The organism is Candidatus Vicinibacter proximus (assembly GCA_016713905.1).
In the GTDB taxonomy this organism is placed as follows: domain Bacteria; phylum Bacteroidota; class Bacteroidia; order Chitinophagales; family Saprospiraceae; genus Vicinibacter; species Vicinibacter proximus.
In genome coordinates this window covers 2,304,479-2,322,982 of sequence record JADJOE010000003.1, presented here as the reverse complement: position 1 = coordinate 2,322,982, position 18,504 = coordinate 2,304,479, and the positions used below count along the sequence as shown (strand labels likewise).

General features: G+C 40.6%; 10 protein-coding genes. All 10 read left to right on the top strand.

Features of this window, described 5'->3' with window-relative positions; all coding sequences use genetic code 11:
• On the top strand, window positions 1-1,028 hold a 1,028-nt coding region (locus IPJ83_17815; GenBank protein ID MBK7882390.1), incomplete at its 5' end, for a VCBS repeat-containing protein.
• 30 nt (window positions 1,029-1,058) lie between these two features.
• Window positions 1,059-1,259, top strand: a complete 201-nt coding sequence (locus IPJ83_17810) for an ATP-binding cassette domain-containing protein (GenBank protein MBK7882389.1) — start codon at window positions 1,059-1,061, stop codon at window positions 1,257-1,259.
• Between the two features lie 449 nt (window positions 1,260-1,708).
• On the top strand, window positions 1,709-1,957 hold the full coding sequence (locus tag IPJ83_17805) for a hypothetical protein (protein ID MBK7882388.1): 249 nt from the start codon (window positions 1,709-1,711) through the stop codon (window positions 1,955-1,957).
• A gap of 4 nt (window positions 1,958-1,961) precedes the next feature.
• Complete coding sequence (locus IPJ83_17800; GenBank protein ID MBK7882387.1) at window positions 1,962-2,801, top strand: ABC transporter permease subunit; 840 nt, start codon at window positions 1,962-1,964, stop codon at window positions 2,799-2,801.
• Between the two features lie 41 nt (window positions 2,802-2,842).
• Window positions 2,843-3,487 (top strand): hypothetical protein, encoded by a 645-nt coding sequence (locus tag IPJ83_17795; protein MBK7882386.1) that lies wholly within the window; start codon window positions 2,843-2,845, stop codon window positions 3,485-3,487.
• Window positions 3,488-3,876: 389 nt separating this feature from the next.
• On the top strand, window positions 3,877-4,314 hold the full coding sequence (locus tag IPJ83_17790; protein MBK7882385.1) for a hypothetical protein: 438 nt from the start codon (window positions 3,877-3,879) through the stop codon (window positions 4,312-4,314).
• Between the two features lie 34 nt (window positions 4,315-4,348).
• Complete coding sequence (locus IPJ83_17785; protein ID MBK7882384.1) at window positions 4,349-4,729, top strand: hypothetical protein; 381 nt, start codon at window positions 4,349-4,351, stop codon at window positions 4,727-4,729.
• 34 nt (window positions 4,730-4,763) lie between these two features.
• The gene (locus IPJ83_17780) at window positions 4,764-11,174 is read left to right on the top strand and encodes an HYR domain-containing protein (GenBank protein MBK7882383.1); all 6,411 of its coding nucleotides are present in this window, start codon (window positions 4,764-4,766) and stop codon (window positions 11,172-11,174) included.
• 566 nt (window positions 11,175-11,740) lie between these two features.
• Window positions 11,741-12,178, top strand: a complete 438-nt coding sequence (locus IPJ83_17775) for a hypothetical protein (GenBank protein ID MBK7882382.1) — start codon at window positions 11,741-11,743, stop codon at window positions 12,176-12,178.
• A gap of 25 nt (window positions 12,179-12,203) precedes the next feature.
• The gene (locus IPJ83_17770; protein MBK7882381.1) at window positions 12,204-18,497 is read left to right on the top strand and encodes an HYR domain-containing protein; all 6,294 of its coding nucleotides are present in this window, start codon (window positions 12,204-12,206) and stop codon (window positions 18,495-18,497) included.
• Window positions 18,498-18,504: the final 7 nt, after the last annotated feature.

Genomic DNA, 18,504 nt, shown 5'->3' with positions numbered 1-18,504 from the left:
TTACTTCTTCCGGATCTTGTTTGGCGGTGACTGATTTTGATGGGGACGGCGATCTGGATATATTTAGAGGAGGCAGGACTGTTCCAGATAAATACCCATTTTCTCCAAAAAGCTATTTACTTGAAAATACAGGCAAAGGTCAATACAAGGATGTCACATCTGAAAAGGCAACAGCACTTTTAAAGCTTGGGATGGTTACCTCCGCTGTATGGATGGATTTAAATAAGGACCAAATTCTTGAATTGATTGTGGTAGGAGAGTGGATGCCCGTATCTGTATTTGAATGGAAGGACAAAAATTTAATTCCTGCCGATCCACAAAAATATGGCTTCTCAAATACGGAAGGCTGGTGGAATAAAATTTTAGCTGAAGATTTAAACGGAGATGGAGAATTGGATTTGATCGCAGGTAATCTTGGAGAAAATTATAAATTTCATGCTTCCGTTGAAAAGCCTTTTCAGGTTTATTGTGATGACTACGATCAGAATGGAAGTTATGATGTGTTTCTTGCAAAATATCAAGACAAGCTTATTGTTCCCGTTAGGGGCAAACAATGCGCATCTGAACAGCTTCCTTCGATAAGTAAAAAATTTCCAACCTTCAGATCTTTTGCTGATGCCGGAATCAATGATTTGTTACCCAAGGTTTCTGATAAGGGTATTTTACTGCAAGCAAAATTATTTAGTTCTGCATTTTTTATTAAAAAACAAAATGACTTTGAGCTATTGAAATTACCTGTTGAAGCTCAATTTGCCCCTGTTCAATCCATTTTGGTGCAAGACTTAAATGGAGACGGGATTAAGGATATCCTGTTAGCGGGTAATCAACTTCATTCAGAAATAGAAACTACACGAGCAGATGCCGGTATCGGTTGTCTTTTGATGCAAGACAAAAATAAGAAATGGGAAATTGTTCCTGCACACAAAAGTGGGATTTCAATTCCGTATGATGTGAAGGATATGAAATTATTGAATTTAAAAGGGAAGAAGCATACCTTTTTAATCAATGTTTCTAAAACCATTTGGTGATATGAGCGTTAGTTTTAAATGGATTCCGGGATGATTGAAATTTCACAATTAAGTAAGACATACAAGGATATTCTGGCAGTAGATCATCTTGATTTGGTCATTCCAGCAAATTGCATTTATGGATTTCTGGGCCCGAATGGCGCAGGAAAAAGTACTACTTTGAGAATGATGTTGTCCCTGATAAGTCCTGATCAAGGAATTATTAAGAGTATTTGGAAAAGATCTGAATAATCATCGCAAGGAAATACTTTCAGGATTGGCAGCATTATTGAAAAACCAGGATTTTTATCTTTATTTGACCGGAATTGAAAATTTGAATTTGCTTGTCAAGGCTAAGCGGCATCAGGCCAGATCCGAAAAGAATGGAGGATGTTCTTGATTTTGTTGGATGTCTTCCCGGGCGAACATAAAGTTGCTACCTATAGTCATGGCATGAAGCAAAGGTTGGGAATTGCTCAGGCAATTATTCATAATCCTCGATTTGGTTATTCTCGATGAACCTACGACTGGTCTTGATCCAAGTGGGATTCTTGAATTGCGACAGATGATTTTTAATTTGAAGCTATCTGGTAAGACTGTGATCCTCTCTTCGCACATCTTATCTGAAATTGAGCTGATTGCTGACCATATGGTGATTATGAATAAAGGGAAAAGCAATTGTTCAAGGCAACGTTCAGACTTTGATTAATGATCAGGAATTGGTGGTTGTGATGGAGACAGATAATACACCCTGGCAAATGAGAGGATCCATTTATAATTGGCCATCCATTGTGGGTCAAAAATTTCTACTACCGGAGCTGCAATGCCAGGCCCCAAAAGCATTAATTGCTGAAATCAACAAGGTTTTAGTTGAAAGTGGAATAAAGATTTATTCAGTTTACTATAAGCGCAAACTGGAGGATTATTTTTTCAAACTTACAGGAAATTGAGATGATGTACGCTTTGATCAGAACGGAATTATACAAAATAGCCAAACGGCCCAGGAGTTATATTGGTTTTGTTGCAATATTGCTGATAGTTTTTATCATTGAATTTGCACTATTTATAGATGGGGCCTCATATATTGAATTTATTTTTCAACAGCTAGAGAGTTTTTTAAGCATTGAGGGAAAGGTGTTGAATGGTTATCTGGTGTGTTTCATCATACTTCAGACACTCATCATCCAAATGCCTTTGCTGGTTGCATTGGTTACAGGAGATGTGATCAGTGGGGAAGCGGCAAACGGAACTTTGCGGCTATTGCTAACAAGACCAGTTTCCAGAACTGAGGTAGTCATGGCAAAATATATAGCCGGAAGTTTTTACGTACTCCTTTTGTTGCTTTTACTGGGGGCTTTAGCTTTAGGTGGATCCTTGCTTTTATTTGGTGAAGGTGATCTGATCATTTTAAAATCTGAAACCATAATTGTTTTAAAAAGTAATGATGTCTTGTGGCGATTTTATGCGGCATTTGGGATTGCTTTTTTGAGTTTAAGTGTGGTCTCCTCTTTTTCCTTGATGCTTTCCTGTTTTACGGACAATTCTATTGGACCCATCATTTTAACCATGGCGGTTATTGTGATTTTTACCATCATAGGAAGTTTTGATTTGCCATTATTTGATCACATCAAACCATTTCTCTTTACAAGTTATATGATCGTATGGCGCAATATGTTTGATCAACCAGTTGACTGGGGCATTATGCAGACCTCCATCCTCATTCTCATCTTGCATATCATTTTGTTTTTAGGAGTTTCCATATATTACTTTAATCGAAAAGACATACACTCGTGAGCAGGACTTTGATTACCATGATATTTGGCCTTTCAATTTTAATGGGCAAAGCAATTGGTCAAAAGGCTGAAATTTTGGTACAAATGATCCAAAAGGATTTTAAAAAAATTGAAAAATATACAGCCGACATAAACATCAGTTTTGAGATCCCTTATATTAATATTGATCCGGTTAAGGGAAAGGTGTATTTCAAACAACCCAATTTATTCAAAGTGAAGACTGAGGGCATTGCATTTATGCCAAAGCAAAATCCCTTCTATCTAATGGAACTTATTTCAGATCCGGAAAGCTACGTCTGTATTGACGGGGGAAGTGAAACCAATCCAGGTTCCATCATCAGAATTATTCAGTTGGTTCCAAAAGAACATGAGGAATTGATTCTGGCTAAAATATGGGTCGATGCAACAAGAAGAAGAATTGTTAAATCTTCACTTACTACAAAGTCAAATGGAACGGTAGAAATCCAATATCTATATGACGAGAAACCCGGGAGCAAGCTCCCTGAATTGATGGTTTTTGGAATAGAAGTGGGTAAATTCAAAATTCCCAAAATGATGTCTGCAGATCTAAATTCAAGGACTAAAATTCAGGCATCCCCTCCAATCCTGACCCAGGGAAAGATTCGGTTAAATTTTTCGAATTACAAATTGAATCAGGACTTTAATGAAAAGGTTTTTAACCAATGAGGTCAAAAAGGATTTCAAATTATAATTTTATCTAATATAAAAAATACATATTTAAAGGTAATATATGACTTTTATTCATTCGTAACTTTGGGCTGAAAGTTTCCACTTACCATGGAGGCTTTGATTTATTTACCAAACTCAGGACTAATTACCTCCTGGACGAAGCATCCAAAAAGATAATTAAGTCATTATTAAGTATTTGCGTTTCTTTTTAAATTCTTTAAAGAATTTAAAAGTGTTCTAGTCTGCAATTGGATTCCTTTTTAAAACTGTGTTTTGGTTTATAAATTGCTCTGCCGATTTGGCCATTTATTTTCCATTTTGGATATTGACATTTTTGGTACTTGGTACATATTTGATTTGATTTTTTTTCAATATAACCAAAACTCATGAAACAGGCGAATTTACATTCAAGGAGTCCTTTTGTTAAGTTCTTGTTCTTTGCAATCTTGACCATATTTATGGCCTCCTCCACCCGGAGCTTTGCTCAAACACTTTCTTACGGACTACCCACCTTAAAACCTGCTACTCAAGCTTACCAGGATCTGAATTTGGAGTACGGCAACGTGCTGGCAACAGCAAAGCAACAAGGTCCGAATTCCACACTTTGGCCAACTGTAAAGGTTTACCAGAGGGTACTGGATGCATTACTGAACAGATCCGATCCTAACATGAGTACTTACGATGTGGTACTTAGCAGTATGGATATGCAGGAATACAGCAATCTCGTGGTTAGAAGCGGTAACCTTATTGAAATGGATCCTTCAATTAGAGCTGTTTTGGCTACTCCTGAATATCAATCCCTTATAAGAATTATAAAAAACTAATCTCACAATCATTAAATTAATTAAATCAATCCTTATGAAGATTACCAAGCTTTTTTTTCTGGCAATTTTCGCTTTGATCAGTTTGACAGCAAAATCCCAAAGCGTATTCCCAGCCCTTAAAGACAATTTGACTGCTCAAACGATAGTCAGAGAAGAATTAGAATTTGCTGGAGAAGCATACAAATCAAATCCAACTCCCATGAATGAGAGAAGATTGGATTTGTACATGTCTATTCTTGACTTTTTAAATGAGCCTACCCAGATTAAACCAACTACAGAATATGCACTAACCTCCGCATTTCTGAATACTTCGGTAAAGTGGGATAGAATAACAGACACAGAGGCTTTCCAATTGTACAAGTCTAAGAGTTGGACGGGTGATTTTGCCCACATCCTAAATAGACTTAAGCTTTAAAATCCCTTTCAAGAACAATAAAAAAATGAATCTCATGAAGCAATTATTTACAAAAACTTCATTGTCGGTGGTAATCTGCCTACTGTTTGTTGCTGGTCTAATCCAGGCACAACCGGTGGTTACCGTTAATGGAAATATCATAAACAATGGAGGCAATAGTATTATTCCTTATACTGGTACAGGCGGTTGTACGGTAGTCCCACAAAGCAATGCAAGTGGTGGTGGCGCACCTGGAGTGGCATGGACAGGAGGAACGGTATTCACTGCAACACTTCCCCGTCCCTTAGGCGATGGAACTTGCGGTAATTATATCATTTCCAGTGTGAATGTGAATTTCAACCACACCTTTGATTCAGATGTAGATTTTTATCTTAGAAACAGAACTACAGATCAAATTATTGAACTAAGTACGGACAATGGTGCGGGTAATGATAATTATACCAACACAAAATTTTGCGACAATTTAGGTTGTCCTTTGGTCTCTGCCGGTACTGCTCCTTTCACCGGAACTTTCCGTCCTGAGGGTTTAATTAACTCTGCTCAGTGCGCAACTGATCCGAATGGAAATATTTCTACTTTAGCAGCAATGACCATTCAGCCTGGAGACGTATTGGAATTAATTTTTTATGACGATGTGGGCGGTGATACTGGTCCTATGTTATCATGGTCAGTTGTTCTGGCAACTGCACCAACATTGCCAGCAATCCCTGCCCCGATTACGATATCTATGGCGCCAGGTACTTGTACACCAGCTCCAGTGGCTTGTCTTGGAATAAGTAGTTGTGCGAGTTCTATAAGGTATTCAACAACCCTGGTAGATGCAACTACTGTATGCAGCCCCCTCACAATTGGCAATGCTTGCACCGCTCCGGGAATTGTATTTCCTGCTGCAGGGGTATATAATATTTACTGGATTGTAGCCAATGATTGTCGATTCGCAGTAGGAGGTCCTCAACAAATAACTGTCTTGGATACAGAGTTACCTACTTTCTTACCGGCGTGTCCTAAAGGCAATAGGGTAAATTTGAATGCAGGACCTGGTGAATGTGAAGTATCCTGGGATGCACCAAATTTTATGGCCATGGACAATTGTCCGGGTAATAGTTTCTTTGGTGCCAGTACACGTGCTGTTGGTTGTACACTTGCTGCAAACAATGGTTTGGCCGGTACCGCCGGTTTCTCTGTTGGATTACTATTTAACGTAATCAATACCAGCGGAAGGAGTATGGCATTAACTGCTTTGCACTTTATGCCTTGGACCGCTTCCGGAAATATGTACCGGATTTATATGACCAATGCTCCCGGATCTTATATTCCGGTAACAAATAATGCTTCCGCATGGACTCAGATTGCAGGAGATTCTGCTAAAGTTGGACAACCTGTTTTTCCTCCGGGAAACCCAAGATTGCTTGAAAAATTTGGCATTGGAACGCAGAATATTGTTTCCAGAATTAATTGCCAAGGGCAAACTATATTCGACACAACGGTTGTAAGTAATGCAATTATTGGCCCTGGTGAGACCAGAGGAATTGCAATCTATTCACCAAACGGAGGATCATTCTTTTATGTAAATCCGGCAGCACCTTGTTCAAATACAATTCAGGGAGACCCTAATCTCGGAATTGACGTACGAGCCAGTCGTTGTCAATTTGGTGCAGCAAATACGCCATTCAATGTGGCCGGTACTTTTTCCGTGAGGATGTTTAATGGTGATTTTGAATATTTGTTTGCCAACAGTGTGGTTCCAGTGGTACAAACATGTGGTGCTCCTTATGGTCCTGGATGCTTCTTCCCAATAGGATGTACTCGTTTATGTTATAGGGCCACTGATGCAGCAGGAAACGTTGCGACTTGTGAATTTGATGTTTGCGTAAATGCTTACGCCAATCCAACCAGAGCTTTGGCTTGTAATGATGAAATCCAAATCAGTTTGGATCAGAATTGTTCGGCTACTATTACAGCAGATATGGTCCTTGAAGGAGGTCCTTATGCATGTTATGATAACTATATTGTAGAAGCAAGATATTGGACAGGTGGTGGTTTAATCGACCGCAATCCAAATCTTGCTGGTGTTCAAATCAATGGATCAGATATTGGTAAGGAATTAAAACTTACTGTACGTGACCCTCAAACCGGCAACAGCTGTTGGGGACATGCAACAGTTGAAGACAAATTGGCTCCAATCCTTACCTGCCCAGCAGATAGAACTTTCTCCTGTGCGATTGATCCAATTCCTGCTAATACAGGAACACCATCTATAGTTGAAAATTGTGGAGGTGTAAATCTTTCTTACAGAGACAATAGCACGCAAGGAAATTGTGCACTTGGTTATTCAAGAAGAATTTTAAGAACTTGGACAGCAGTGGATGGATCCGGAAACAGGGGAACTTGTGTTCAGACTATTACGATAGGATTAGGTGACTTATTTGAAGTTACTGTTCCACCAAATTATGACAACTTTGACCAACCAATGTTGGCTTGCGATGAGAAGATAGACAGAAACAAAAACGTTACCCCACACATGGCAGATTTCCCTGAGTGCGTGGATGGATATATTTTGGACTCTGCATTCTGGTTAGCTAATCCTAATCAACCTGACCAATATCCAAACAGAAGATTGCCAAGAGTATTGGGATGGAATTGTATCGATGATGTAAACAGCCCATGGTTTGGACATCCAAATCCTGATCCTGTATACTATCCATCACACAGACAGTGGTCACAGACTAACCCGTTATGTTGGGGACCAGATCGCCACATCATGTGGATTGGAACAGGAAGACCGGGTGGAGCTGAGTGCTTTAACCTAGCTGTATCTTATAAGGATGTTGTAATTGATCTTGCAACCCCAGGTTGCGATGCGGGACCAATTGGCTGTTACAAAGTTTTACGTCAATGGACCGTAATGGACTGGTGTACCAGTATCGTTGGTGGTCATAATCAAGTAATAAAAGTTGCAGATTCTGAAGGACCGCAAGTTCTTTATCCGGATTCTGCAAGAGTAAACATGGAGTCTTATGCATGTATCGGCCGTTGGGAAGTTCCGCCAGCCTGGATCATAGACAACTGTTCTAATGAAGTACATTATTCAGTTCAAGTTGAACAAGGAATAGTTCTTGGTGATGAGACTTCTGGTTATGTTGTTGTAAACATGCCTGAAGGAATTCAAACCGGTTACATAATAGCAACAGATTGTTGTGGAAACATAACTAAGAAAAGAGTAGTGTTGAACGTAGTTGACCGGGTTCCACCACAAGCTATCTGTCGTTCCATAACCACAGTAAGCATCAACGGTAACCAAACACCGGGATCAAATCTTGCAAAAGTATGTGCAGAGTCATTTGACGAAGGATCATTTGACAACTGTCAACCTCACATCTACTTCAAAGTGATCAGAATGGCTGAGTTGTTGGGAACCAACAACGGTAGCAACTCTAACAACGTGGTAGCATGTAACGGAGTAAACGGAGATGACAACAGCATCTTAGCTGGAAATCAGGTTTATTTTGACGATTGTACTTATTTCTGCTGTGCAGATGTAGGAACCAAAGTAATGGTTGTGTTGAGGGTATTTGATGTGGATCCAGGCCCGGGCCCGGTTACACCAATCAGAATGACCAGTACCACAAGTCCATTGAACGGAAGATTCAGCGATTGTATGATTGAGGTGGAAGTACAAAACAAGAGTGTACCTACAGTAGTAGCACCACCAAATATCGTAGTAAGCTGCTGGTTCTGGTTTGACATTACCAAACTTACAGATCCTAACGATGCAACTTTCGGTAGAGTAGTAACTGACCTTTCTGACAGAAAGAAAGTAGTAACAAAAGACTTAGTATGTTACAAATTCTGCGAAAGAAACGACTATACAGGATATCCTGGATATGTACAGACTAACGCAGTACCAAAACCTGCACCAAATCAAGCATGCGAATACTACTATCAGTATTTCGACACAGCACATTGGGACAGAAAATATGAATTAGTATGGGGATTTGACGGATATGTGTTAAGCGGATGTGGATCGCCTGCAACCATCACTGTCAATGACCTTAGAGAATGCGGACAAGGAGTGATCCAAAGGATTGTATCCAGTCAAGGACCAAACAACATCAACGTGACTGCAATCCAGACCATCTGGTTTGTAGACTGCGATCCATTCTATGTGGACGATGTAACTTGTAACGATCCAAGATATACAGACTTAATGTGGCCAAATGGGGTATGTACACAGACACCGGTAACGATCGACGGATGTGGCGCAGACATTAGCCCTGACAATCCACAATTAGGAAGACCACAGGTAATCAACAATGCAGACGACAACTGTGCATTATTGTCTATTGAATATTTCGATGAGATCTTCAACATAGAGCCGGATGCATGTTTCAAAGTATTGAGAAGATGGGTAGTAATTGACTGGTGTCAGTACGATCCATTCATCGATCCAAACTTTGGAAGATGGGAGGCATTACAAGTGATCAAAGTAAGAGATCAGGACAGACCTGTAGTAACATGCAACGTAGGTCCATGTGAGCCGGCAGTGATAGACCCAGCATTGGGAATCTGTGTTGGACACATTTCACTTACAGCAGATGCAACAGACAACTGTAGCCCATTGGATTGGTTGTTCTGGGAATACAAAATTGACGCGTTCAATGATGGAAAAGGAGTACACGGAGGCTATGACTTCCGAGTAGGAACCTTGACCAGAAAACAATATGCAGCTGGAGACACTGTTGAATACAGCCACAATCCATTTGCAGATGACGATCACAATCCATTCGATGCAAGCGGAACTTATCCGATAGGTATCCACAAAATCAAATGGTTTGTAGAAGATGGTTGCGGAAACGTAGGTGTATGCGAAAGCTTATTTGAAATCAAAGACTGCAAAGCACCAACACCATACTGCTTGACCGGAGTAATCACAGTACCTATGCCGGCATCTGGTTGTGTTGAGATCTGGGCAAAAGATCTTGATCACGGAAGTTATGACAACTGTACTGCAAAAGAGAACTTGAAGTTCTACTTTGACGGAGACGATACCAAAACATTCATCAACGTATGTTGTGCAGATTTCGTAGCTCAGGGACAAAACGATGAGTTAAGAATCGAAGTTGAAATGTGGGTAGAAGACGAAGAAGGAAACAAAGATTATTGCAAGACAGTAGTAATTGTACAAGACAATCAAGACATCTGTCCTAACACAGGATCATTCGGAAAAATCACCGGAAATCTGAAGACAGAAGGTGGCGATGTAGCGAACCCAGTAGACATGCAATTGTACAACAATGGCAACATGATGGCACAGAGAGTAGGAAGCCCATACAGCTTCGGAGATCTGAAGTTAAATGTAAACTACATGGTTAGTCCAAACAGAAACGATGAGCACAGCAATGGAGTATCTACACAAGATATTGTTAAGATTCAAAAACATATCTTAGGTCAGTCCCCATTGAATAGCCCATACAAATTGATTGCAGCAGACGTAAACAACAGCGGAAGTGTAACAGCAGCGGATATGTCAGAATTACGTAAGTTGATCCTTGGTTTGACCAATGAGTTCAGCAAAGTAAAATCCTGGACATTTGTACCAAGCGGTTATGATTTCCCTGATAAAAACAACCCATGGAATGCACCAAGAACAAGTAGCTTGATGCTTGACAACAACAAAGTAGTAGACTTTGTAGCGGTTAAAATGGGAGATGTTACCAATGATGCAACTGCAAGCAATGCAAGCAGAACACAAAGCAGAACCAATGGCGTGTTGAATATTGAAGTGGATGAGAAGAGCGTAGTAGCTGGAGAAAGCTACAAAGTAAGCTTCAAGTCAAGCGATTTCAACAACATCAGCGGTTACCAGTTCACCTTGAAGTATGACAAGTCAAGCTTGATCTTCGAAGGAATTGAAGGAGGCGTGTTGAAAGCAACAGAAGCAAACTTTGGAACCAACAGATTAAACGAAGGAATCATCACAACGAGCTGGAACTCTAACAAGGGAGAAAGCTTCGGAAAAGATGCAGAATTGTTTACCTTGGTATTCAAAGCAACCAGAAATGGAAAAGTAAGCCAGATGTTTGCAATCACAAGTGATGTGACCAAAGCACAAGCTTACAATGCATCAGAAGAAGTGAAAGAGGTAAAAATGGGTGTACGCACCGACAGAGGAGTTGTGGAAGGTGGAGTATTTGAGTTGTATCAAAACGAGCCAAATCCATTCTCTAAAGAAACTGTAGTAAGATACCGTTTACCTGAAGCAAGTGCAGTAAAACTGACCGTATACGATGTTACTGGAAAAGTAGTAAGAGTATACGAATTGAAAGGACAAAAAAGGCTTGAACAGCTACCAGATCAGCAAAGGCGATTTGAATGCTACAGGACTGTTGTACTATCAGTTGGATGCAACAAACCACACCGCAACAAAGAGGATGTTAGTAGTTGAGTAATCAACTGACTAAAGTCTTCATGAGACGATAAGACAAAGCAGGTGCCTCCTCTAGAAATAGAGGAGGTCTCCTGTCTAAGTAAAATCGGTTTTTGGGATGGCCTCTCATCAACTCTCTGCAAGGAGAGCGAAATGAGGGGCTTTTTTTATGGAATAGATTGAGCATGTTATTCAATCTGAAGCCAGTGCAACAATAAAACAAATGGTATATTTATTTAATATTATAAATACTTATTTGTAGGTATTTACCAGAGATAATGCATTTGTACCTTTGATCCTGACTGGTGTCCTAGAAATAGGATCCTTTTGATATTTACCAAACTCAAGACTTTCATTCCTCTCGGACGAAGCATCCAAAAGAAATTTAAGTCGATTATTAGTGAAAAATTCAGTGAATTCCTGATTTTAGGAGATTCTACTGTTGTCCATCATACAATGTGTATTTTGGTTTTGGGTTTTTGTGTTTGGTAATTATTATAAAAAGTCTCGCTCATTTATTTGAGTGATTAAGTGTAAAATATTGAATTATAATATATTATTAACATAAACCAAAACTAAATCTCATGAAAAAAACGAAATTTTCTTTGTCAGGATTCGTTTCGAAATTAGCTATTTTGACTGTGTTTTTGTTTGGTGCTGCTTTTCTTGGTGAAAACCAAATTACAGCCCAGGCATATAACCTTCCATCTCTAAAATCTGCCAATACCGCAATAAATGATTTGCAGGCAGCACACGATTTACTTTTGCCCCAGGCGAAACAAGCTGGCCCGGGTTCCCAACAGATGATTACTGTAAGTTTGTACAAAAGGATGATTGATGCTTTGACTAATCGTCCCGATGTCAATATGGATACCTATTCTGTATTGATCAGCAACATTGATGTGAACTATTATGCTAATCTGGTTAAAAAGAACGGAAATGCTTTGGATGTTGATGGTACTATCAAGGCAGTACTGAATACTCCGGAATACCAATCATTAGTTGCTGTTATCAAGCAATAATTCTTCATCCCATACTCATTATCTCATGAAAATCAAAACAATTACAAATTATCTGAGTGTAATTGTATTAGCCTTGTTTGTGAACAACATACAGGCACAATACACCTCAGCGGCATGTAACAGTGCCTACGAAAATATATTGACGTCAGGTACTTTTGTTGCCAACTCCGCAGGAGACGACAACCTGACTACTATTGCGCTTCCTTGGACATTTACTTTTTACGGTGTAAATCAAACTACCGTAAACGTAGCAACCAATGGATTTCTAACTTTCCCTGGCACAAATATTGCAGGTGCACCATTTACTAACCTGGCTTTAGCTATTGGAAATAATGGTATTTTTCCATTTTGGGATGACTTAAACGGTGCTCCCGGAGTTTATACTCAATCCATGGGAACTGCGCCTAACAGAAGGTTTATCATCCAATGGAATAAACCTTTCTTTGGAGGATCTGATCCGGTGGATTTCGAAGTTGTGTTGTTTGAAACAACCAACAGAATTCAATTTAGATATCTTGACCTAAATAACGGAAACGGTTCCGGGGCAACGGTAGGTATTGCCGGTCCTGCAGGAACTTCAGTTCTTCAGTTAGGATTCAATCAGGGTATCCTCAGTCAGGGTCAATGTATTGAATTTAGCCCACCAGCAGGTTGTACATTAACTGCTCCTGCCAACATCACGGTTAATTCAAATCCTGGCGTTTGTGGTGCAAATGTTTTTTTTAACGTTGGTGCCTCAACAGGTTGTGGGGCTGTGAATGTGGTTCCTCCTTCTGGTTCATTTTTTCCTGCAGGAAGAACTACTACCGTTACTGCAACTTCTGGATTTACAGTAGTAACTTTTACAGTGACAGTTTTAGATTTGCAACCTCCTGTTTTTACACCTGACTGCCCTAAGGGTGGTTTGGTTAACTTAAATGCTGGTCCCGGAGAATGTGAAGTGGCATGGAATGCACCTATGTTTATGGCAATGGATAATTGCCCTGCTGGTGCTTATTTCGGAAACAGAAGCACGGCTACGGTTTGTTTACCACCTGCATCTTACTGGTCCATCACCGGTGGAGCTGCAAGCTGGGGTGTGATGTTTGACTTGATCAACACTTCAGGAAGCATTTTGAATCTCCAGTTGTTGGGCGAAAGAGCTTTTGCTAATGTTCCCCACACAATCTATTATACAACTGCTCCGGGTAGTCACGTGCCAGTACAAGCTACGCCTGGTGCCTGGACCCAGTGCGCTACCAGAACTCCTAGGTTTGGTGGACAGTTTACCAATACTATAGACAGTTTCAATCTCCTTACAGGTACTCGCTCAGATACCATCAAAAGATGTGAGCCAATTGAAACCGAAACTACTGTTGTAGGTTGCTTAACCATGGCTGCAGGTGAGAGAAGAGGTATTTACATTCATGCTCCGGGTACCGGTGGTACCAATGCTTCCTTATTTTCAGGTTGCGGCGGTAGAGCAATGGGTGATGCAAACATCAATACACCTATTGACGGTGCTACATACACGGGAGGACAGTTCGCTGCGCCTTTCATCAATAGTTCATTTGGATTTGGAGGTGCTAACTGGATTGGTGTTATTGGTTATAACTTAGCTTCATCTACAAGAGTGCCAATAACCCAGACATGTGGTGCACCTTATGGCCCGGGATGTTTTTTCCCTATTGGTTGCCAGAGAATTTGCTACAGAGCTACAGATGCAGTGGGTAATGTGGCTACTTGTGAGTTTCAGGTTTGTGTAAATGCTTATGCAAATCCAACAAGAGCTTTAGCTTGTAACGATGAGATCCAAATAAGCCTTGATCAAAATTGTTCTGCTACTATTGGAGCAGATATGGTCCTTGAAGGAGGTCCTTATGCATGTTATGATAACTATATTGTAGAAGCAAGATATTGGACAGGTGGTGGTTTAATCGACCGCAATCCAAATCTTGCTGGTGTTCAAATCAATGGATCAGATATTGGTAAGGAATTAAAACTTACTGTACGTGACCCTCAAACCGGCAACAGCTGTTGGGGACATGCAACGGTTGAAGACAAATTGGCTCCAATCCTTACCTGCCCAGCAGACAGAACTTTCTCTTGTGCGATCAATCCAATTCCTGCTAATACAGGAACACCATCTATAGTTGAAAATTGTGGAGGTGTAAATCTTTCTTACAGAGACAATAGCACGCAAGGAAATTGTGCACTTGGTTATTCAAGAAGAATTTTAAGAACTTGGACAGCAGTGGATGGATCCGGAAACAGGGGAACTTGCGTTCAGACTATTACGATAGGATTAGGTGACTTATTTGAAGTTACTGTTCCAGGAAATTATGACAACTTGGATCTTCCAATGTTGGCTTGCGATGAGAAGATAGACAGAAACAAAAACGTTACCCCACACATGGCAGATTTCCCTGAGTGCGTGGATGGATATATTTTGGACTCTGCATTCTGGTTAGCTAATCCTAATCAACCTGACCAATATCCAAACAGAAGATTGCCAAGAGTATTGGGATGGAATTGTATCGATGATGTAAACAGCCCATGGTTTGGACATCCAAATCCTGATCCTGTATACTATCCATCACACAGACAATGGTCACAGACTAACCCATTATGCTGGGGACCAGATCGCCACATCATGTGGATTGGAACTGGAAAACCAGGTGGAGCTGAGTGCTTTAACTTAAGCGTTACTTACAAAGATGTTGTTTTCAACCTTGCAACTCCTGGTTGTGATGCAGGTCCAGTAGGATGTTACAAAGTATTGAGACAATGGACTGTAATGGACTGGTGTACCAGCGTATTAGGTGGTCATAACCAAATCATTAAAGTTACAGATGTTGAAGGACCACAAGTTCTTTATCCGGATTCTGCAAGAGTAAACATGGAGTCTTATGCATGTGTAGGCCGTTGGGAAGTTCCACCAGCCTGGATCATAGACAACTGTTCTAATGAAGTACATTATACAGTAGAAGTTGAACAAGGAACTGTTCTTGGTGATGAGACTTCTGGTTATGTTGTGGTAAACATGCCTGAAGGAATCCAAATCGGATACATCAATGCAATCGATTGCTGCGGAAACATAACTAAGAAAAGAGTTGTGTTGAACGTAGTTGACCGTGTTCCGCCACAAGCTATCTGTCGTTCAGTAACCACAGTAAGCATCAACGGAAATCAAACACCGGGATCAAATCTTGCAAAAGTTTGCGCAGAATCATTTGACGAAGGATCATTTGACAACTGTCAACCTCACATCTACTTCAAAGTGATCAGAATGGCTGAGTTGTTGGGAACCAACAACGGTAGCAACTCTAACAACGTAGTAGCTTGTAACGGAGTAAACGGAGATGACAACAGCATCTTAGCTGGAAATCAGGTTTATTTTGACGATTGCACTTATTTCTGCTGTGCAGACGTAGGAACAAAAGTAATGGTTGTGTTGAGGGTATTTGATGTGGATCCAGGCCCAGGCCCGGTTACACCAATCAGAATGACCAGCACAAGCAGCGTGTTGAACGGAAGATTCAGCGATTGTATGATCGAGGTGGAAGTACAGAACAAGAGTGTACCTACCGTAGTAGCACCACCAAATATCGTAGTAAGCTGCTGGTTCTGGTTTGACATTACCAAACTTACAGATCCTAACGATGCAACTTTCGGTAGAGTAGTAACTAACCTATCTGACAGAAAGAAAGTAGTAACAAAAGACTTAGTATGTTACAAATTCTGCGAAAGAAACGACTATACAGGATATCCTGGATATGTACAGACTAACGCAGTACCAAAACCTGCACCAAATCAAGCATGCGAATACTACTATCAGTATTTCGACACAGCACATTGGGACAGAAAATATGAATTAGTATGGGGATTTGACGGATATGTGTTAAGCGGCTGCGGAAGCAACCCAACCATCACCGTAAATGACCTTAGAGAGTGCGGACAAGGAGTAATCCAAAGAATTGTATCTACACAAGGACCAAACAACATCAACGTGACTGCAATCCAGACGATCTGGTTTGTAGACTGCGATCCATTCTATGTGGACGATGTAACTTGTAACGATCCAAGATATACAGACTTAATGTGGCCAAATGGGGTATGTACACAGACACCGGTAACGATCGACGGATGTGGCGCAGACATCAGCCCTGACAATCCACAATTAGGAAGACCACAGGTAATCAACAATGCAGACGACAACTGTGCATTATTGTCTATTGAATATTTCGATGAGATCTTCAACATAGAGCCGGATGCATGTTTCAAAGTATTGAGAAGATGGGTAGTAATTGACTGGTGTCAGTACGATCCATTCATCGATCCAAACTTTGGAAGATGGGAGGCATTACAAGTGATCAAAGTAAGAGATCAGGACAGACCTGTAGTAACATGCAACGTAGGTCCATGTGAGCCGGCAGTGATAGACCCAGCATTGGGAATCTGTGTTGGACACATTTCACTTACAGCAGATGCAACAGACAACTGTAGCCCATTGGATTGGTTGTTCTGGGAATACAAAATTGACGCGTTCAATGATGGAAAAGGAGTACACGGAGGCTATGACTTCCGAGTAGGAACCTTGACCAGAAAACAATATGCAGCTGGAGACACTGTTGAATACAGCCACAATCCATTTGCAGATGACGATCACAATCCATTCGATGCAAGCGGAACTTATCCAATAGGTATCCACAAAATCAAATGGTTTGTAGAAGATGGTTGCGGAAACGTAGGTGTATGCGAAAGCTTATTTGAAATCAAAGACTGCAAAGCACCAACACCATACTGCTTGACAGGAGTAATCACAGTACCTATGCCGGCATCTGGTTGTGTTGAGATCTGGGCAAAAGATCTTGATCACGGAAGTTATGACAACTGTACTGCAAAAGAGAACTTGAAGTTCTACTTTGACGGAGACGATACCAAAACATTCATCAACGTATGTTGTGCAGATTTCGTAGCTCAGGGACAAAACGATGAGTTAAGAATCGAAGTTGAAATGTGGGTAGAAGACGAAGAAGGAAACAAAGATTACTGCAAGACAGTAGTAATTGTACAAGACAATCAAGACATCTGTCCTAACACAGGATCATTCGGAAAAATCACCGGAAATCTGAAGACAGAAGGTGGCGATGTAGCGAACCCAGTAGACATGCAATTGTACAACAATGGCAACATGATGGCACAGAGAGTAGGAAGCCCATACAGCTTCGGAGATCTGAAGTTAAATGTAAACTACATGGTTAGTCCAAACAGAAACGATGAGCACAGCAATGGAGTATCTACACAAGATATTGTTAAGATTCAAAAACATATCTTAGGTCAGTCCCCATTGAATAGCCCATACAAATTGATTGCAGCAGACGTAAACAACAGCGGAAGTGTAACAGCAGCGGATATGTCAGAATTACGTAAGTTGATCCTTGGTTTGACCAATGAGTTCAGCAAAGTAAAATCCTGGACATTTGTACCAAGCAGCTATGTATTCCCTGATAAAAACAACCCATGGAATGCACCAAGAACAAGTAGCTTGATGCTTGACAACAACAAAGTAGTAGACTTTGTAGCGGTTAAAATGGGAGATGTTACCAATGATGCAACTGCAAGCAATGCAAGCAGAACACAAAGCAGAACCAATGGCGTGTTGAACATCGAAGTGGATGAGAAGAGCGTAGTAGCTGGAGAAAGCTATAAAGTAAGCTTCAAGTCAAGCGATTTCAACAACATCAGCGGTTACCAGTTCACCTTGAAGTATGACAAGTCAAGCTTGATCTTCGAAGGAATTGAAGGAGGCGTGTTGAAAGCAACAGAAGCAAACTTTGGAACCAACAGATTAAACGAAGGAATCATCACAACGAGCTGGAACTCTAACAAGGGAGAAAGCTTCGGAAAAGATGCAGAATTGTTTACCTTGGTATTCAAAGCAACCAGAAATGGAAAAGTAAGCCAGATGTTTGCAATCACAAGTGATGTGACCAAAGCACAAGCTTACAATGCATCAGAAGAAGTGAAAGAGGTAAAAATGGGTGTACGCACCGACAGAGGAGTTGTGGAAGGTGGAGTATTTGAGTTGTATCAAAACGAGCCAAATCCATTCTCTAAAGAAACTGTAGTAAGATACCGTTTACCTGAAGCAAGTGCAGTAAAACTGACCGTATACGATGTTACTGGAAAAGTAGTAAGAGTATACGAGTTGAAAGGACAAAAAGGCTTGAACAGCTACCAGATCAGCAAAGGCGATTTGAATGCTACAGGACTATTGTACTATCAGTTGGATGCAACAAACCACACCGCAACAAAGAGGATGTTAGTAGTTGAGTAATCAACTG